The organism is Vibrio sp. C8 (genome assembly GCF_054051265.1).
Genome location: NZ_JBPAOE010000021.1, coordinates 1 through 19158 on the forward strand (window position 1 = coordinate 1; position 19158 = coordinate 19158).

The window sequence follows — 19158 nt, forward strand, 5'->3', positions numbered from 1 at the left end:
GGGGTGGAGCAGCTTGGTAGCTCGTCGGGCTCATAACCCGAAGGTCGTCGGTTCAAATCCGGCCCCCGCAACCAATTTCAAAATATTAAAAGTAAACTGCGCTTGTTCGCAGATTTTTTTTCTTTTAATACTGCAATTATTTGGCAATCTGCCAATGCTCTTTCTATAATGCTGTGAAGCATAAGCCCCCTAATAAGACATTCTCCTATTTCTATAGGCAGAATACCTCCAGATAAAAGCAAATCATAAACTTGCCTCTTTATCCCTTTGATACTGTGTGTTCAGGCATTCTTTATACTGTTCATTAACAGACTTATCCACAAATTTTGCATGTGGATAACTCAGTGTATAATTTGTTTTTTACAAGAAGAAATACTTGAGCTAGTAGGATCTTTTGCGGTAATAGAGATTGAGTGAATAATTGGACTTCTGCTTAACTGTATGATTTTAATAAAAATACTGCTTTATTGGTGTTAGTGTTGATAGTTAAAAAACGATCATTAACTGTATTTTCATTGATCCTAATCATTTCCTGCTAATGTGACTAACTTTTCTCAAATATAAAAATAGACGCATCTTTAAAATTTTTTCCACATTGGTGCATTTTGAGAAGCGTATCAAAGAATATGCTTATTAATTGTGCGTAATCGGATGGTTTATTGGCTCACTAGGCGTCTCTCGGAAGACCTTTCTCGATAATACGAATTAGCCTTTGATGGCTCGTGACGGAGCTTGGCAGATTCGCCAATTGTTTTTCAATAGCCCAATTTAAGTGCACATCTAAAGTATCTGATTGGCCTTTAGCATTTTCCAAAGCAGAAACAATTTTTTCCGAATAGGGAGCATTGCCTAGTGCAATGGCTATGTTTCTCTGCCATTGCAGATGACCAATTCTTCGAATCGCAGAGCCTTCCATTTTTTGCAGGAATGTTTTCTCATCCCATTCGAACAAGCTCAATAAGTCTGGTGATTCAAAAGATTCTCTGCGATGAAAGTCTTTTTGCAGCGTGAGATCGGAAAAGCGATTCCAAGGGCAAACGAGCTGACAGTCGTCACACCCATAAATACGATTTCCCATCGCTGTACGAAATTCTTCAGGAATAATACCGTCGAACTCTATGGTGAGATAGGAAATGCACTTTCTTGCGTCGACAATACCATCAGCGATAATTGCACCCGTTGGGCAAGAGGTGATACAGGCTTTGCATTTGCCACATTCATTTTCCGACGGTGTATCCACGGGTAGAGGAATATCTACCAATAGTTCACCAAGGAAAAACCAAGACCCAGCGTCTTTGTCGAGAATAAGCGAATGCTTACCTGTCCAACCCAATCCTGCTTTTTGAGCAAGAGGACGCTCTAGAATTGGTGCAGAGTCGACAAAAGGACGATAACTTAACTTTTCGACTTCCTTTTCTATCTTTTCACCGAGTTTTTTCAATTGGTTGCGAACTAATTTGTGATAGTCACGTCCAAGAGCATATCGGCTTATGTAAGCTTGAGTCGGATCGGACAAATTCGAAGCGAATTGGGCTTTCGGAGGCAGGTAGTTCATCCGTGCACTGATGACTCGGATTGTGCCGGGCAAAAGTTCTGTTGGACGAGCACGCATCATCCCGTGCCTTGCCATCCAGTCCATCTCGCCATGATATCCGGCATCTAACCATGTTTGCAGAGCCGCTTCGTGCTCATGAAGATCAATATCGCAGATGCCTACTTTTTCGAAACCGAGTTCAGTAGCCCATTGTTTTATTTGATCAGCGAGTGCTTGATAGTTCATGGCGAAGTATTTACTAGGATTATTAGCCTAAAAGGGAGCGGATCTTAACGGATCTCACCATGTGGATCTAGCTCAAACTAGAACTACTCAAGGTAAAAAGATAGGATCTTGAGGTTATTTAGCGAGTTTATACAGACATTTTTCTGTTTGCTTACACAAGAGATCTTGTCTCTCAATTCGATACCAGTTTACTATTCGGTTTCTATTGGTTTTTATATAGTCATTGGGATCTAACGATCCTGAGATGAATTTGAGAAAGTATTGAATGAGCACTAAGACGTTTATTTTAAAAGATGAGCAAGAGACGGTAAAACTTGGCACAGCATTATCAAAGTTGTGTACTCAGCAAACGACCCTCTATTTGCACGGAGATCTTGGTGCTGGAAAAACAACTTTTAGTCGTGGTTTTATTCGTGCTTTAGGTCATCAAGGTAATGTGAAAAGCCCAACATATACACTGGTTGAGCCTTATCAATTAGCCGATTGGCAGGTTTATCACTTTGACCTTTACCGTTTAGCTGATCCTGAAGAATTAGAATTCATGGGGATCCGCGACTATTTTACAGCCGATGCAATTTGTTTGGTGGAGTGGCCAGAGAAAGGCCAAGGACTATTGCCGACATCGGATATAGATATCGAAATTCGTTACGATGGTGAACAACGTCAAGCGTTGCTGACAGCCAATAACGATTATGGACGTACGTTACTGAGTCAGTTGGAGTTATGTTGATAGGATCGCGCCTGCGCCTTTTTGTAGTTTTTTTCACTTTAGCGATAGCATTCATCACTTCTAATGCGAGTGCCAATGTTCTAGAGGGGGTTCGTGTTTGGCCCTCTCCAGACGAAACTCGAGTAGTGATAGATGTACAATCGGAAGTGAGTTTTACCTATTTCACTCTGACTAGCCCCGAAAGGCTAGTGATTGATCTTAAAAATACCTCATCCAAATCCAAGTTACCGATGAAGGTAACGGATAGTGATGTACTGACGAAGATTCGTGCCAGCTCTCCTCCGGACAAGGGAACTTACCGTCTGGTGTTTGAGTTAAAGAAAAAATCCCCAGCCAAACTATTCACATTAGCGCCGACTCCCGGTGGACAATATGGGCACCGTCTGGTCGTTGACTTGCCTCATGATGATGCCTCTTCACAAGGCGGTTCGAGCTCTGGTTCTCCGACTCAGGTGAGCAGAGATGCCTCTCAATTTTATGGCAATGCCAATATTGTCGTTGCTATTGACGCTGGACATGGTGGTGAAGACCCCGGTTCAATTGGTCCCACTCGCAAATACGAAAAGAATGCCACACTGAGTATCTCAAAGAAGTTAGTTGACCAGTTGGATGCAGTTCCGGGAATTAAAGGTGTTCTCACCCGTCGCGGAGATTACTTCGTTAACCTCAATAAACGTTCAGAAATTGCTCGTAAGAATAAAGCTCATTTGTTGGTTTCGATTCACGCTGACGCATTCAGTTCGCCGAAACCTAGGGGAGCTTCTGTGTTCGTTCTCAATACTCGTCGTGCGAATACAGAAATTGCTCGTTGGGTTGAGAATCATGAGCAGCAATCCGAGTTGCTTGGTGGTGCTGGGCAGGTATTAGCCAAGAACAACAGTGACCGAAACGTAAGCCAAACCTTATTGGATTTACAGTTTAGCCATTCGCAAAAAGAAGGCTACAAGGTTGCTACTAACATCCTGAGCGAAATGGGTAAAGTGGCTCACTTACATAAAGCTGATCCGGTCAATGCCAGTCTTGCTGTTCTGAAATCACCGGATATTCCTTCAGTTCTTGTGGAAACTGGGTTTATTTCTAACCCTACTGAAGAGCAGTTACTTTTCCAACGTAGTCATCAAGACAAACTGGCTCGTGCACTTGCAAAGGCGATAACTCAATATTTTGAAGAGAATCCCCCAGAAGGGACACTTTTCGCGAATCGCAATAAAACTCAGAAATACAAAGTGCAGCGAGGCGATTCACTCTCTGCTATTGCCCACAAATACGGCACGAGCATTGAAGCGATTAAACGAACCAATAAATTAACCAGTAACAGTTTATCGGTTGGCCAAGTCATCACTATTCCGGGTGGCATTTCAAGCCCGATTCCGGTTCCTGTCGTGAGCAATCCGGTAGAAACCGAAACGATTACCCACACGGTCGCGAAAGGTGATTACTTGGGTAAGATCGCCAGCACTTATAAAGTTTCTGTGGCTGAGATTAAGCGTGAGAACAGTTTAAAATCTGACACTCTTAAACTAGGGCAGAAATTGAGAATTACGGTGAGCCTTAAAGATAAGCCTTTACGCAAACATACAGTGAAAAGAGGCGAATACTTAGGCAAGATATCTAGCCAGTATGGCGTCGATGTTGATAGTGTCAGAAAAGCGAACAATTTACGCTCCGATCAGCTCGCCGTCGGACAAGTGCTAATTATTCCAAACAAGTAATCAAGATTATGACCATCCAAATATTACCTGCCCGTTTAGCAAACCAGATCGCTGCGGGCGAGGTAGTGGAAAGACCTGCATCAGTAGTAAAAGAACTGGTGGAAAACAGTTTAGACTCTGGCGCTACACGAATCGATATCGATATCGAGAAGGGTGGCGCTAAGCTTATTCGTATCCGTGATAACGGTTGTGGAATAGCAAAAGAGGAACTAGGTTTGGCGCTGAGTCGCCATGCGACATCAAAAATCCATACTTTGGATGATCTTGAAGCCATTATTAGCCTCGGGTTCCGAGGCGAAGCTCTGGCGAGTATAAGCTCTGTATCTCGTTTAACGCTGACTTCACGTCCTGCTACTCAAGAAGAAGCTTGGTCCGCTTATAGCGAAGGGCGCGAGATGGAAGTCAAGCTTCAACCAGCAGCGCATCCCATAGGTTCCACGGTTGAAGTTCTTGATTTGTTCTTCAACACTCCTGCTCGCCGTAAATTTCTGCGTACTGAGAAAACCGAATTTACTCATATTGATGAACTTCTAAAGCGTATTGCATTGAGTCGTTTTGATGTGACATTCAACCTGCGACACAACGGGAAAATGGTGCGTCAGTACCGAGCCGCCAAAACAGAAGTTCAGGCGGAAAAGCGCATCGCAGCAGTTTGTGGTAGTGCCTTTGTTCGTTCAATGCTGAAGATTGAGCTTGAGCATCAGGGCTTGCATTTGCATGGTTGGATCACGACGCCAGAAGGAGCACGTCAGCAAAGCGATATTCAGTATTGCTATGTCAACGGTCGCATGATGCGCGATAAGTTGATCAATCATGCTATTCGTCAAAGTTATGAAAGTAGTTTGCGCGCGGATCAATTCGCTACTTATGTGCTTTATATCGAAATCGATCCTCATCAGGTGGATGTCAATGTCCATCCAGCCAAACACGAAGTGCGATTCCATCAAGCTCGTTTGGTGCATGATTTTATTTATCAAGCGTTAAGCAGCGCGTTGGCAGAGAGCCAACATATTGATGCTCCAAGCATTAATGAGGGAGCGTTCCACTCTCCTGACGAATGGAATCATACGCAAGATACTCAAGAACCCGTCAAGCGGTCTGAAGAGGCTGCAGAAAGAGCTAGGCAAGCCGTCGAAAATTCACCTGCCTATCCAAGAAAGGCGAGTTCAGAGCGGAGTTATTCACCACAAAACGATTCCTATCAGGTGCGAGAAAATGCGCAAAGTAGTGAGTGGATGGTATCCGACAGAGCGAAGAGTAAATCGCCTCAGGAGAGAATGGTTTCTAAACCGCCGAGCAAAGCTGAGGTCTATGTCTATCAGGAGTTAATGAAAACACCTGAGCATACTGAAAAGCCTGCAACCGTACTGGTAAACAACGTGGATAACCACGAACTTGAAAAAACAAGTTCTTCACAAGCTTCTCTAGAACCCGTGCTCATTGAGCAACTGGGCAAAGCGATCTCTATTATTCAAGAACGATATTTACTGATGAACTCCCCTAGTGGTTGTGTTCTGCTCTCACTGCACAAAGCGGAATGGTTCAAAGTGCTTGGGCAACTGAATGTTGAGCAAGGAGCGTTAAAAAGCCAGCCGCTGCTCGTCCCGTTATCACTGAAAATATCGTCACAAGAAGTTTCAGCCATAGAGCATTATCAGGCTGTGTTTGCTAGGTTTGGTATTGAGTTTCAGCGTCGCTCAGCACAAAGCGTCATGTTGATGGGAGTGCCTCAACCATTGCGCCAGCAAAACTTACAAAATTTAGTTCAAGATCTGTTATCTTACGCCGCTTCGAACATAGCGCAGTCTGAAGGTGAGCTTGATACTCAAGTGCTCGCCCAGTGGTTAAGTGATCATGTGACAGTGAACAAATCCAGCTACACTTTGTCTGAAGCGATTCAGTTGATTGCTGAATTAGAGCAGTTATGGCAAGGCAAGTTGCCTTTGCATGATGCACATTTTGTTAAGCCTGTCGATTTTACAGCGACTATCCAAGCATTAAATATTTAAGCAAAACTCATGACCAAACAATTACCTTTAGCTCTGTTTCTTATGGGGCCAACCGCATCGGGCAAAACAGAGCTGGCAATACGCCTGCGCCAAAAGTACCCGATTGAAATCATCAGTGTCGATTCGGCTTTGATTTATAAAGGTATGGATATTGGTACAGCGAAGCCTGACGCTCGCGAGCAAGAACTTGCTCCGCATCGCTTAATTGATATTTTGGATCCGAGTGAATCTTATTCTGCTGCGGATTTTAGACGCGATGCACTAAAAGAAATGAACGACATCGTTGCCGAGGGGAAGATCCCATTGCTGGTTGGCGGCACAATGCTTTACTACAAAGCGCTGTTGGAAGGGTTATCGCCACTTCCGGCGGCGGATCCAGAAATTAGGCAACAGATTGAAAAAGAAGCGATCGAACTGGGTTGGGATGCTTTGCATGACCAGTTAAAAGCGATCGATCCGGTTTCTGCTGAGAGAATCCACCCAAATGATCCACAAAGATTGTCACGGGCATTGGAAGTTTATCGAATTTCAGGTAAAACTCTAACTGAGCTGACTAAAACGAAAGGAGAACCACTTCCATTTCGAGTTAAGCAGTTTGCAATAGCACCCAAGGAAAGGGCAGAGCTCCATCGTCGAATTGAGTTAAGATTCGAAAAAATGGTTGAGAACGGATTTGAAGATGAAATGAAAGCACTCTATGCTCGAAAAGATCTTCATCCTGATCTGCCGTCGATTCGATGTGTTGGCTACAGACAGATGTGGGACTATTTAGATGGGAACTGTACTTTAGATGAAGCGATCTTTCGTGGAGTCTGTGCAACCCGTCAATTGGCCAAGCGCCAGATCACTTGGTTGCGCAGCTGGGATGATCTAACTTGGTTAGATAGTGAAAACATTGATCTTGCATTCGAAACAGTTTCAAATGCCATAGCGTTAGATTGAATTCGCTGTGTATAATGTGATCGCTTTTGCGTAATTTACCCTGTCAGGGATCGTTACTTGTTTTTGGTGTTTTTATCACCATATCTAGTAACAACGGGGTTTTATTCATTTAGCTCATAGGCATGGTCTGCACAGACTTTTAGTGCACCGCTAGCTAAATAACTACAACAAAATACAAATAAGGAAAATAAAATGGCTAAGGGGCAATCTCTACAAGACCCATTCTTAAATGCATTACGTCGCGAGCGTATTCCAGTGTCTATCTATCTGGTTAACGGCATTAAGCTACAAGGCCAAATTGAGTCTTTCGATCAATTTGTGATCCTACTGAAGAACACAGTTAACCAAATGGTTTATAAGCATGCTATTTCTACTGTGGTACCTGCTCGTCCGGTAAGTCACCACACTGCAGAGCGTTCTCCTTCAGATCGTCCTTCAGAGAAATCAGAAGATTAATAATAATATAAAGCTATATTTATTAAGGAGTTGATAGCTTGTTTGACCGTTATGAAGCCGGTGAGCGAGCCGTACTTGTTCATATCAACTTCACGCAACAGGGTGAATGGGAAGATCTCAGCGAGTGTCAAATGCTGGTATCTTCTGCAGGAGTAGAGACACTTCAAGTTGTAACAGGAAGTCGTCAATCTCCTCACCCTAAATATTATGTTGGTGAAGGTAAAGCCCAAGAGATCGCACAAGCGGTTCAAGCGACAGAAGCAGATGTCGTGATCTTTAACCATTCTCTTTCTCCTGCCCAAGAACGTAACCTCGAACATCTTTGCCAGTGTCGTGTCATAGACAGAACAGGTTTGATCCTCGATATCTTTGCTCAACGCGCTCGTACCCATGAAGGTAAGTTGCAAGTTGAGTTAGCTCAGTTACGTCACATTTCGACTCGTTTGATTCGTGGTTGGACTCACTTGGAGCGTCAGAAAGGTGGTATCGGTTTACGTGGACCGGGTGAAACTCAGTTAGAGACCGACAGACGTTTACTGCGTGAACGTATTAAAGCGATTTTGCGCCGCTTAGATCGAGTAGCTAAGCAGCGTGAGCAAGGTAGGCGTGCTAGAACCCGTGCAGAGATACCTACGGTGTCATTGGTTGGTTATACCAACGCGGGTAAATCGACCCTATTTAACAAAATCACTGAAGCTGGGGTATACGCTGCAGACCAATTGTTTGCAACGCTCGATCCTACGCTGAGAAAAATTGAACTCAAGGATGTTGGCCCTGCAATTTTGGCTGATACCGTAGGGTTTATTCGTCATCTACCGCATGATTTGGTAGCGGCATTTAAGGCGACGTTACAAGAAACGCAAGAAGCTGACATTTTGTTACATGTTGTTGATGCCAGCGATGAGCGTTTTCGTGAGAATATTCAAGCTGTAAATGATGTGTTACAGGAGATTGACGCGAACGAAGTGCCAACCCTGCTAGTCATGAACAAGATTGACAATCTAGACGTTCAAGAACCTCGCATTGAAAGAGATGATGAAGGTTTGCCGAGAACTGTATGGATTTCGGCGATGGATGGTTTAGGCATTGATCTGCTATTCCAAGCTCTGACAGAGCGTCTGGCTAGCCAAATAGTTGAATACAGATTGTGTGTTCCGCCACAACATCAAGGCAGAATTCGCAGTACTTTCTTCCAAATGAAGTGCATTCAAGACGAAGAGTATGATTCTGATGGCAATTTGTTGATATCAATTCGTATGCAGCAAGTAGATTGGTCTAGACTAGAAAAAAGAGAAGAGGCAGTTTTACGTGACTTTATAGTTACTTAAAGGACTGCTAAAGTATAACGTCATATCAAATGATGGAGCTTTCTAATGGCGTGGAATGAGCCCGGAAATAACAACGGCAACAATGGCCGCGATAATGACCCTTGGGGTAATAACAATAATCGCGGTGACAAAGGCGGCCGTGAGCAAGGTCCGCCAGATTTGGACGAAGTGTTTAACAAGCTGAGTCAAAAACTGGGCGGAAAATTTGGTAACAAAGGTGGAAGCGGTAAAGGGCCTTCTTTCTCTGGTGGTGGTGCCATTGGTTTTGGTGTTATCGCTGTTATCGCTATTGCTATCTGGTTCTTTGCTGGTTTCTATACCATCAGCGAAGCTGAGCGCGGTGTGGTTTTACGATTAGGTAAATACGACCGTATTGTTGACCCAGGTCTTAACTGGCGTCCTCGCTTTATTGATGAAGTTACACCAGTAAACATTCAGGCAATCCGTTCAATGCGTGCATCAGGTCTTATGTTGACTAAAGATGAGAACGTTGTGACGGTAGCAATGGATGTTCAATACCGTGTTGCTGATCCGTTCAAGTATTTATACCGTGTGACCAATGCTGACGACAGCTTACGCCAAGCAACAGATTCAGCGCTGCGTGCGGTTATTGGTGACTCACTGATGGATAGCATCCTGACAAGTGGCCGCCAACAAATTCGTCAAAGTACTCAAGAGACTCTAAATCAAGTCATTGATAGCTACGATATGGGCTTAATGATTGTTGACGTAAACTTCCAGTCTGCGCGTCCGCCAGAGCAAGTTAAAGATGCCTTTGACGATGCGATCGCGGCTCGTGAGGATGAAGAGCGTTTCATTCGTGAAGCAGAAGCTTACAAAAACGAAATTCTTCCTAAAGCGACTGGTCGTGCTGAACGTCTGAAAAAAGAAGCATTGGGGTATAGTGAGCGAGTGGTTAACGAATCATTGGGTCAAGTTGCTCAGTTTGAGAAACTTCTACCTGAGTACAAAGCGGCACCTGAAGTTACACGTAACCGTATGTATCTAGACACGATGGAAGAAGTGTACAGCAATACATCTAAAGTGCTGATTGACTCTGAATCAAGCGGTAATTTGCTTTACTTGCCAATGGATAAGTTAGTTGGTCAGCAAGCAACGCCAACCAAACGTTCAGACAAGTCTTCAGCGACTTATGATCACATTGAGTTAGAGTCTCAACGCACAGCTACAGATAGCGAGACCGATGCTCAAAATCGTTCAACTACTTCACGTCAAGGGAGATACTAATTATGCGTAAGTTAATGATCCCTGTTGTGGTTGTTGTTCTTGCTTTGTTGTTGATGTCAGTATTCGTTATCCCGGAAGGGGAGCGCGGCTTTGTTATTCGCTTTGGCCGAGTAATGAAAGATGCGAACGATGCGGCGAAAATTTACGAACCTGGCCTACACATGAAAATGCCTTTGTTTGACCGTGTGAAATCTTTAGATGCACGTATTCAAACGATGGATGGCCGTTCTGACCGTTTCGTAACGTCAGAGAAAAAAGACGTAATTATCGATACTTATGTTAAGTGGCGTATCAAAGACTTCGGTCAATACTACTTAGCAACAGGTGGCGGTAATGCCCTGACTGCTGAAGCGCTACTTGAGCGTAAAGTCACTGACGTACTACGTTCTGAAATCGGTTCGCGTGAAATTAAGCAGATCGTTTCTGGTCCTCGCAACAAAGATGTATTACCAGATAGTGCAGATGCTGAAGTTGTGACAACTGAAGCGGCGAAGCAAGCGTTAGAAATTGATGGTCAGCGTGATCAGATCATGGAAAACGTGCTTAACGATACTCGTAAGAGTGCGATGAAAGACTTAGGTGTTGAAGTGGTTGACTTCCGTATGAAGAAAATTAACTTACCTGACGAAATCAGTGAATCTATCTATCGTCGTATGCGAGCAGAACGTGAATCTGTTGCTCGTAAACACCGTTCTCAAGGTCGTGAGAAAGCGGAAGTTATCCGTGCTCAAGCTGAACTTGAAGTGGCGACTATTCTAGCCGAAGCTGATAAAACAGCGCGTGTTACTCGCGGTGAAGCAGACGCAAAAGCTGCGAAAATTTACTCTGAAGCGTATAACAAAGATCCTGAGTTCTTCAGTTTCGTGCGTTCGCTAAAAGCTTATGAGAAATCTTTCAGCAATAAAGGCGACATTCTAGTGTTGGATCCTAAGAGCGACTTCTTCCAGTACATGAATGATGCAAAAGGCGCGGTTACTAAATAACGCATTTAAGTTTGACTAAAAAGGCTCCTTTGGGAGCCTTTCTTTATGGGGACAAATAATGTCGAATTCACTTTGGATGGCACTGGGACTTGTGCTGGTGGTAGAAGGACTTGGTCCTTTAATTGCCCCCAATGGCTGGCGACAAATGGTCGCTCAACTCAGCGAACAACCAGATAATCAACTTCGCCGCCTTGGTGGATGTTTAGTGGTAGCAGGTACCGTTATCGCTTATTACTTTGCTTAAAACCCACGTTTATCAAAGAGTGTTAGTAATGTGGTGGTGGTGGTTCTTTGCCTGGGTCCGCCATATTTGACGTCTCCATGTTTTTCATTTTCCCAACAACATACTTCATTTGATCTTTCATTTTGTTGATCAACAACTGTTGCTGAGCAAGAGCTTCGTTTAGCTCATCAATCGTCTGTTCTTGAAACGCGACTTTGCATTCCAAATCATCAATACGTTGCTGTAACTGTACTGTGTGTTGTTCTGTCATCGTAATACCCATATCGTCATGGTCTACAGTCGTTCGTTCTACAGGTTTAATTACTCATCTGCCAAGCTTGTGCTATCCCCGCGGAGGTACCTGATACGATTCGCTGCTTTGAATCGAAAGCGGCATCATACACTACTGCTCGCGGAGGGCGGGCATCTTTTCTCGGTTCAGCTTCAAAGCTATCTAGTTTATCGCCGGTTTTACTATCCCAAACTTCTATTCGGCTTGATGGGGTTCCTGTGACTAACAAAGTTCCGTCATCAGAAAAACGGGCAGTAGAAAATATTAATTGGCGAGAAAAGCTGTGTAACTGTGTCTGCTGAGTTCCACTTGGTAGTTGCCAGATAAAAGATTCATCTCCACCATCAGAAGTAAAAGCGAATTTACCATCACGTTGCAGCGCAACTCGATTGACTCTTTGTTGATGTTCAAAGGTGTGGATGATTTGTCCTGTTTTCGTGTCCCAAAAGTATGCTTTATAGTCATTGCCCCCGGTGAGGGCATAGCGTCCGTTCGGTGAAAGAGCGACAGAATTGACTTTTTCTTGGTGTGCGAGGAACTCCATCCGTCTTCCGCTGACTAAATCGACGTAGATGGCTTTGCCATTAGACAGACCGAGTAAGACTTGTTGACCATCGCTACTGATATCAATATCACGGATTAATCCATCGGATATGGACCACAGCCCTTTTGCTTGTGACCAAGCGAGATTCCAAACGGCAAAGTTAATTTGGCTTGCTGTAACGGCAAATTGTCCGTTATCCGAAATTCGAATACGTGATACGGTGTTTTGCTGTGGATCCTGAGCGCCGAGCTCCGCGAGTTGCTCGCGAGAGTTTAAATCCCAGAGAACCAATTGGTGTTCTTGAGAATAGATAAGAGCAAATCGGCCATCACGACTTAAGCCGAAGCTGGCAGAACCATTAGGTTCTAAATCCCAGCGCTCTAGCTCTTTTCCAGAGAAAAAGCAGCCGTTTAACGTAACGATGACAGTAAAACAGAGTGTGAGATGGTAAATTATCCGCATTAGGTCTAATTATCCGTAGAGACAATCTCAAAACATACCGCTATATTGGTACAACTTTTTGTTATGCACCAGTTAGATAACTGTTTTTGTGCATGATAACAAAAGCTTTGCCAACAAATTGGAGAATTTAATGAAATCACTATTTAAAGTGTCACTGCTAGCTGCAACAGTCATTCTTGCAGTCGGCTGCCAGAAAGATGAAGCACCGAAAACGGAAGCGACCCCGGCAGCACAAGAGCAATCACAGGCAGTCACTTTTAAAACGGACGATGATAAAGCGGCATACGCTATTGGTGTTTCTTTCGCTAACTACCTAAACACCAGCTTAGACAAGCCTCGTGAAATTGGTATCGAACTAAACAAAGATCTTGTACTTCAAGGTATTGAACACGTTTTTGCTGGCAAAGCAGAACTTACTGAAGAAGATACTCGCGCGGCACTAGAAGCGTTGGACAAACGTGTGGCTGAAACCATGCAAGCGAAAGCGGCTGAGAAAGCAGCAGCAAGCAAAGAAGCTGGCGATAAGTTCCGCTCTGAGTTTGAAGCTCAAGAAGGTGTGAAGAAGACTGAATCTGGGCTACTTTACCAAGTGATCACACCGGCAGAAGGTGAACAGCCAAAAGAAACTGATACTGTTCAAGTGCACTACAAAGGTACTTTGACTGACGGTACTCAGTTCGACAGTTCATACGATCGTGGTGAGCCAGCAACATTCCCTCTAAACCGAGTTATTCCGGGTTGGACAGAAGGTGTTCAGTTGATGCCTGTTGGTTCAAAATTCAAGTTTGTTATCCCGCCAGAGCTAGCATATGGTGAGCAAGATACACCAACGATTCCTGCTAACTCAACGCTAGTATTCGAAGTTGAACTGCTAAAAATTGACAACGGTGAAACCGCTGCTCAATAAGTAATTGTTAGTTTGTAAGAAAGGTCTGACTGGTTCAGGCCTTTTTTCTTTCAGTGAGCTTCACCACATAATTTGTTTCAAATCACTTGTTAGTGATATAGCTAAGCATTCAAATAAAATTTTCTGATAGACTTACAACAATTTGTTGATTTTGCGTTTTAAGGTCAAAGTACAGTGACAACAACAGAAACATTTAATAATGCAGACATGCTGCTCGAAATGGAATCCGTGCACGTGAAACCATTCACTGAGCACGACAAGGTGATTTTGCGCTCTTATGAAGCTGTTGTAGATGGTATCGCCAGCTTGATTGGTCCTTTTTGTGAGATTGTTTTGCACTCATTAGAAGATTTAAATACCTCTGCAATTAAAATCGCCAATGGTGAAAACACAGGTCGACAAGTCGGCTCACCGATCACCGACCTTGCACTTAAGATGTTGAGAGATATCGAAGGTTCAGAACGCAACTTCTCTCGTTCTTACTTTACCCGTGCTAAGGGTGGCGTATTGATGAAATCCATTACAGTTGCCATTCGTAATGGTGAGAATCGTGTTATTGGTTTGCTGTGTATTAACGTCAACCTTGATGCTCCATTCTCTCAAGTTCTTCAATCGTTTATGCCAACTCAAGAAGCGCAAGATGCTGCATCTTCAGTTAACTTCGCGAGCGATGTCGAAGAGCTGGTGGACCAAACTGTTGAACGCACGATTGAAGAAATCAACACGGATAAAACCGTGTCGAATAACACTAAGAACCGTCAGATCGTTATGGCGCTGTTCGACAAAGGTATCTTCGATATTAAAGATGCGATTAACCGCGTTGCGGATCGTCTGAATATTTCTAAGCACACTGTTTATCTGTATATCCGTCAGCGTAAAACAGAGGATGATGAAGCGTGAGTTCGAACCACACTTCGTTAACTTATACCTTAGTGGTCAATGGGTCTGTATACGGAACTCAATCGGCGCGTAACGCTTATTTTTTTGCTGAGGCATTGATAGAAAAAGGACACCAGCTAGAAAGTGTCTTTTTCTATCAAGACGGTGTATTAAATGCGTCATCACTGACGGTTCCTGCCAACGATGAGTTTGATTTGGTGAAAGCTTGGCAATCGCTGGCGACTAAACATCAGGTTCGTTTGGAAACGTGTGTGGCTGCAGCGTTGCGTCGTGGTGTGATTGGCAAAGATGAAGCGAGTCAGCATCAATTACCTTCAGATAACCTTGCAGAGCACTTTGAGCAATCTGGGCTGGGTAGTCTAGCCGAAGCGTTGCTTAGTCAGGACAGAGTGATTCAGTTTTGAAAAAAGTCGCCTTTATTTTTCATACTCCTCCTCATGCTACCTCTTCCGCTCGTGAAGGGTTAGACGCTATTTTAGCCGCGTCTGCCTATTCAGAAGATTTGGCCATTTTTTTCGTCGGAGAAGGGGTTCTGCAGCTCCTCAAGGATCAGGAACCGTCTCAAATATTGAGTCGCGATTACATTAGCGCTTTTAAACTGCTTGATTTATATGATATTGATCAGCGTTATATTTGCTCTCAAAGCCTACAAGACTGGGGGATTGACCCGAGTGACTTGGTTATTGAGGGAGAAGTTCTGTCCTCACAGCAAATCGCAGCTCAATGGAATGAGTTCGACCAACTTTTAACTTTCTAAGGGGCTCGCGTGTTACATATCGTAAAATCTTTGGAAAAACTGAAGCTTGTGTCTCGTTATCTGCGACAAGAAGATGCGTTATTGCTGGTGGAAAATGCCGTTTACGCAACCAGTAAACATTCTGAGTATTTCAAGCAAATTGCACAGACGAATCTGGTATTTGTTTTGGAAGAGGATCTTCTGGCGAGAGGGTGGTCGAAAAAGACGGCAGAAAACATTCAAATCATCAATAAATTCGAGTTTGTTGATCTGACAGTAAACCATGCAAAATCAATATCTTGGTAATTATTCATCTCTTTATCAAATTTCGTTCATTTTTATCCTCAGTAATGGGCTAAAAAAAGATCTGTATATTTCTTGACACACATCCCACTGCTGCATAGAATTTTGCGTCCCTATTTACGCATTGTAAGTAGGGATAGATTTTTCACAAAGCTAATTTCAGCAAATCAGGAGCTAGTTAATGGCAACTATTAACCAGTTGGTACGTAAGCCTCGTGTAAAGCAAGTTGTTAAAAGCAACGTGCCTGCACTAGAAGCGTGCCCACAAAAACGTGGTGTATGTACTCGTGTTTACACTACTACACCTAAAAAACCTAACTCAGCACTTCGTAAAGTTTGTCGTGTACGTCTAACAAACGGCTTCGAAGTGACTTCGTACATCGGCGGTGAAGGTCACAACCTTCAAGAGCACTCAGTTGTTCTAATCCGTGGTGGTCGTGTTAAAGACCTTCCAGGTGTGCGTTACCACACTGTTCGCGGTGCACTTGACTGTGCTGGCGTGAACGACCGTAAACAGGCTCGTTCTAAGTACGGTGTGAAGCGTCCTAAGTCTTAATTTTTCTCTGTAAAGAAAGCGTTAAGTAAGGCCAAACACTAAATTAATTTGTATTTTTTGATAAAACTGAAAAGTTTTGGATAAAACCTGAAGAAGACAACGGAGAAAATCCATGCCACGTCGTCGCGTTATTGGTCAGCGTAAGATCCTTCCAGATCCAAAGTTCAAATCAGAACTGCTGGCAAAATTCGTTAACATCCTTATGGTTGACGGTAAAAAATCTACTGCAGAAAAAATTGTTTACACTGCACTAGACACTATGGCTGAGAAATCTGGTAAAGATCACTTAGCTGTATTTGAAGAAGCTCTTGAAAATGTACGCCCAGCGGTAGAAGTTAAGTCTCGCCGTGTTGGTGGTTCAACTTACCAAGTACCAGTAGAAGTACGTCCGGTTCGCCGTAACGCACTTGCTATGCGTTGGTTAGTTGAAGCTGCGCGCAAGCGTGGTGAAAAATCTATGGCTGCTCGCCTAGCTGCTGAAATGCTAGACGCGTCAGAAAACAAAGGTACAGCTGTTAAGAAACGTGAAGACGTTCACCGTATGGCTGAAGCGAACAAAGCGTTTGCTCATTACCGTTGGTAATACCTTTTCAGTGCTGCAAGGTTCCTTGCAGCACTTCTTTAGTTCCTATGCTTATGCTAGGAACTATTGCTATATCTAGAGGACAGTATTTTCTCGAAGATAGTTTTTTAGCTGAGAATCGTTTTTAGCTATAGCAATAGTCCCTATCTCTAATAAGAGGATTCAACCGTGGCTCGCAAAACTCCTATTGAGCGCTACCGTAACATCGGTATTTGTGCTCACGTAGATGCAGGTAAAACCACCACTACTGAGCGTATTCTGTTCTACACTGGCCTTTCTCACAAAATTGGCGAAGTTCACGATGGTGCCGCAACCATGGACTGGATGGAGCAGGAGCAGGAACGTGGTATCACTATCACTTCAGCTGCGACTACGACTTTCTGGCGTGGTATGGAAGCACAATTCCAAGATCATCGCATCAACATCATTGATACCCCTGGACACGTTGACTTTACTATCGAAGTAGAGCGTTCACTTCGTGTGCTTGATGGTGCAGTGGTTGTGTTCTGTGGAGCATCAGGTGTTGAACCTCAGTCTGAAACTGTATGGCGTCAAGCAAACAAATACCACGTACCACGTATTGTATTTGTAAACAAAATGGACCGTGCAGGCGCAGATTTCTTACGCGTGGTAGATCAAATTAAACATCGTCTTGGTGCAACTCCGGTTCCAATCCAACTAAACATTGGTGCAGAAGAAGAGTTTAAAGGTGTTATCGACCTTATCAAGATGAAAGCAATCAACTGGAATGAAGCCGATCAAGGCATGACGTTCACATACGAAGATATTCCGGCTGATATGCAAGAACTTGCTGAAGAATGGCGCAGCCACTTGGTTGAAACTGCCGCTGAAGCAAGCGAAGAGTTGATGGAAAAATACCTTGATGATGGCGAGTTAACTGAAGCTGAAATCAAACAAGCGTTACGTCAACGTACACTGAATAACGAAATCGTGCTTGCTACTTGTGGCAGTGCGTTCAAAAACAAAGGTGTGCAAGCGGTTCTGGATGCGGTGATTGAATACCTACCTGCACCTATTGACGTACCTTCAATCAAAGGTATCGATGAAAACGACAACGAAGTTGAGCGTCATGCTGACGACAACGAACCGTTTTCAGCATTAGCATTTAAGATTGCGACTGACCCATTTGTAGGTTCTCTAACCTTCATGCGCGTTTACTCTGGTGTTGTGAATTCAGGTGATGCTGTTTACAACTCAGTTAAACAAAAGCGTGAGCGTTTCGGTCGTATCGTGCAAATGCACGCTAACAAGCGTGAAGAAGTTAAAGAAGTTCGTGCAGGCGATATCGCTGCGGCTATTGGTCTGAAAGATGTAACGACAGGTGATACTCTGTGCGACCAAAATCACAAAGTGATTTTGGAGCGTATGGAATTCCCTGAACCTGTTATTCAGATTGCCGTAGAGCCTCGTTCTCAAGCTGACCAAGAGAAAATGGCAATCGCGCTAGGTAAACTAGCAGCAGAAGACCCATCTTTCCGCGTTGAAACAGACCAAGAAACGGGTCAAACGCTTATCTCTGGTATGGGCGAACTTCACTTAGACATCATCGTTGATCGTATGAAACGCGAATTCAACGTTGACTGCAACGTGGGTAAACCTCAGGTTGCTTACCGTGAAACCATTCGTGGTAAATCGGAAGTTGAAGGCAAATTTGTTCGTCAGTCTGGCGGTCGTGGTCAATACGGTCACGTTTGGCTGAAGATTGAACCTGCTGAAGTAGGTCAGGGCTTTGTCTTCGTTGATGAGATCGTTGGTGGTGCAATTCCTAAGGAATTCATTAGCCCGGTAGCGAAAGGTATCGAGGAACAAATGAACAACGGTGTGTTAGCTGGCTATCCTGTATTGGATGTTAAAGCTACACTTTTCGATGGTTCATTCCACGATGTCGACTCAAGTGAGATGGCGTTTAAAATCGCTGGCTCAATGGCATTCAAGAAAGGTGCGCTCGAAGCAAACCCAGTTATTCTTGAACCGCTAATGAAAGTTGAAGTAACCACTCCAGAAGATTGGATGGGTGATGTTGTTGGTGACTTAAACCGTCGTCGCGGCATGATCGAAGGTATGGATGATGGCCTTGCTGGTCTGAAAATTATCCATGCAAAGGTGCCACTCTCTGAGATGTTTGGTTACGCAACGGACCTACGTTCTGCGACCCAAGGACGTGCTTCTTACTCTATGGAGTTTGCTGAGTACTCTGAGGTTCCTAAAAATATTGCAGAAGCAATTATTGCGGAACGCGGTTAACGTTATTTGATTAATAACGAATCTATTGCGCTGACGAGCGTTGGCGCATAAAATAGCAATTTCTGGCGCGCCTTGAGTGTACGTGACTTAAGGTGAATCATAACTAGGAAGGAACACGATCGTGTCTAAAGAAAAATTTGAACGTACGAAACCGCACGTAAACGTTGGTACTATCGGCCACGTTGACCACGGTAAAACA

General features: G+C 43.9%; 20 protein-coding genes. 17 read left to right on the top strand and 3 right to left on the bottom strand.

Going from position 1 to position 19158, the window contains the following annotated elements; translation table 11 throughout:
• Nucleotides 1–667: 667 nt before the first annotated feature.
• On the bottom strand, nt 668–1780 hold the full coding sequence (gene queG / locus ACRQQK_RS11210) for a tRNA epoxyqueuosine(34) reductase QueG (protein ID WP_457511441.1): 1113 nt from the start codon (nt 1778–1780) through the stop codon (nt 668–670).
• A 265-nt stretch (nt 1781–2045) separates the two neighbouring features.
• Here queG and tsaE point away from each other — a divergent pair, with 265 nt between their 5' ends.
• The 9 genes from tsaE (at nt 2046) to ACRQQK_RS11255 (ending at nt 11432) form a co-directional block, all read left to right on the top strand.
• On the top strand, nt 2046–2510 hold the full coding sequence (tsaE, locus tag ACRQQK_RS11215; protein ID WP_457511443.1) for a tRNA (adenosine(37)-N6)-threonylcarbamoyltransferase complex ATPase subunit type 1 TsaE: 465 nt from the start codon (nt 2046–2048) through the stop codon (nt 2508–2510).
• Nucleotides 2504–4222 carry a LysM peptidoglycan-binding domain-containing protein gene (locus ACRQQK_RS11220; RefSeq protein WP_237292935.1) on the top strand — a complete coding sequence of 573 codons (1719 nt, stop codon included), beginning with the start codon at nt 2504–2506 and terminating at the stop codon, nt 4220–4222. Before tsaE ends, ACRQQK_RS11220 begins: the two co-directional genes overlap by 7 nt.
• Nucleotides 4223–4230: 8 nt before the next feature.
• The gene (gene mutL / locus ACRQQK_RS11225) at nt 4231–6231 is read left to right on the top strand and encodes a DNA mismatch repair endonuclease MutL (RefSeq protein ID WP_457511445.1); all 2001 of its coding nucleotides are present in this window, start codon (nt 4231–4233) and stop codon (nt 6229–6231) included.
• Between the two features lie 9 nt (nt 6232–6240).
• Entirely contained in the window at nt 6241–7173 is a 933-nt protein-coding gene (gene miaA / locus ACRQQK_RS11230) for a tRNA (adenosine(37)-N6)-dimethylallyltransferase MiaA (RefSeq protein ID WP_042490234.1), read from the top strand.
• A 192-nt stretch (nt 7174–7365) separates the two neighbouring features.
• Nucleotides 7366–7629 (top strand): RNA chaperone Hfq, encoded by a 264-nt coding sequence (gene hfq, locus ACRQQK_RS11235; RefSeq protein ID WP_042490235.1) that lies wholly within the window; start codon nt 7366–7368, stop codon nt 7627–7629.
• Nucleotides 7630–7667: 38 nt separating this feature from the next.
• Nucleotides 7668–8957, top strand: coding sequence for a ribosome rescue GTPase HflX (hflX, locus tag ACRQQK_RS11240; RefSeq protein ID WP_457511448.1), 1290 nt, complete (start codon nt 7668–7670; stop codon nt 8955–8957).
• A gap of 45 nt (nt 8958–9002) precedes the next feature.
• Nucleotides 9003–10205 (top strand): FtsH protease activity modulator HflK, encoded by a 1203-nt coding sequence (gene hflK / locus ACRQQK_RS11245; RefSeq protein ID WP_457511450.1) that lies wholly within the window; start codon nt 9003–9005, stop codon nt 10203–10205.
• Nucleotides 10206–10207: 2 nt separating this feature from the next.
• Nucleotides 10208–11188, top strand: coding sequence for a protease modulator HflC (gene hflC / locus ACRQQK_RS11250; protein WP_457511452.1), 981 nt, complete (start codon nt 10208–10210; stop codon nt 11186–11188).
• Between the two features lie 58 nt (nt 11189–11246).
• Nucleotides 11247–11432: a DUF2065 domain-containing protein gene (locus tag ACRQQK_RS11255; RefSeq protein WP_457511454.1), complete on the top strand. Its 186-nt coding sequence runs from the start codon at nt 11247–11249 to the stop codon at nt 11430–11432.
• A gap of 22 nt (nt 11433–11454) precedes the next feature.
• Here the strand turns inward: ACRQQK_RS11255 and ACRQQK_RS11260 are convergent, their stop codons facing one another.
• On the bottom strand, nt 11455–11682 hold the full coding sequence (locus ACRQQK_RS11260) for a SlyX family protein (RefSeq protein ID WP_457511456.1): 228 nt from the start codon (nt 11680–11682) through the stop codon (nt 11455–11457).
• A gap of 46 nt (nt 11683–11728) precedes the next feature.
• Nucleotides 11729–12709: a WD40 repeat domain-containing protein gene (locus ACRQQK_RS11265; RefSeq protein ID WP_457511458.1), complete on the bottom strand. Its 981-nt coding sequence runs from the start codon at nt 12707–12709 to the stop codon at nt 11729–11731.
• 130 nt (nt 12710–12839) lie between these two features.
• On the opposite strand from ACRQQK_RS11265, the gene fkpA reads away from it, so the two are divergent.
• From fkpA to fusA, 8 genes are all read left to right on the top strand, one after another.
• A complete protein-coding gene (fkpA, locus tag ACRQQK_RS11270) occupies nt 12840–13616 on the top strand; it encodes an FKBP-type peptidyl-prolyl cis-trans isomerase (RefSeq protein WP_457511460.1) in 777 nt (258 codons plus the stop codon).
• Between the two features lie 174 nt (nt 13617–13790).
• The gene (locus tag ACRQQK_RS11275) at nt 13791–14516 is read left to right on the top strand and encodes a helix-turn-helix transcriptional regulator (RefSeq protein WP_042490253.1); all 726 of its coding nucleotides are present in this window, start codon (nt 13791–13793) and stop codon (nt 14514–14516) included.
• Complete coding sequence (gene tusD, locus ACRQQK_RS11280) at nt 14513–14920, top strand: sulfurtransferase complex subunit TusD (RefSeq protein WP_457511462.1); 408 nt, start codon at nt 14513–14515, stop codon at nt 14918–14920. Before ACRQQK_RS11275 ends, tusD begins: the two co-directional genes overlap by 4 nt.
• Nucleotides 14917–15273 carry a sulfurtransferase complex subunit TusC gene (tusC, locus tag ACRQQK_RS11285; RefSeq protein WP_457511464.1) on the top strand — a complete coding sequence of 119 codons (357 nt, stop codon included), beginning with the start codon at nt 14917–14919 and terminating at the stop codon, nt 15271–15273. The genes tusD and tusC overlap by 4 nt, the downstream gene beginning before the upstream one ends.
• A gap of 9 nt (nt 15274–15282) precedes the next feature.
• Nucleotides 15283–15558, top strand: coding sequence for a sulfurtransferase complex subunit TusB (gene tusB / locus ACRQQK_RS11290; RefSeq protein WP_457511466.1), 276 nt, complete (start codon nt 15283–15285; stop codon nt 15556–15558).
• Nucleotides 15559–15736: 178 nt separating this feature from the next.
• Nucleotides 15737–16111, top strand: a complete 375-nt coding sequence (gene rpsL, locus ACRQQK_RS11295; RefSeq protein WP_042490261.1) for a 30S ribosomal protein S12 — start codon at nt 15737–15739, stop codon at nt 16109–16111.
• Nucleotides 16112–16223: 112 nt separating this feature from the next.
• Nucleotides 16224–16694: a 30S ribosomal protein S7 gene (gene rpsG, locus ACRQQK_RS11300; RefSeq protein ID WP_042490263.1), complete on the top strand. Its 471-nt coding sequence runs from the start codon at nt 16224–16226 to the stop codon at nt 16692–16694.
• Between the two features lie 168 nt (nt 16695–16862).
• Nucleotides 16863–18959, top strand: coding sequence for an elongation factor G (gene fusA / locus ACRQQK_RS11305; RefSeq protein WP_457511469.1), 2097 nt, complete (start codon nt 16863–16865; stop codon nt 18957–18959).
• Nucleotides 18960–19158 lie beyond the last annotated feature (199 nt).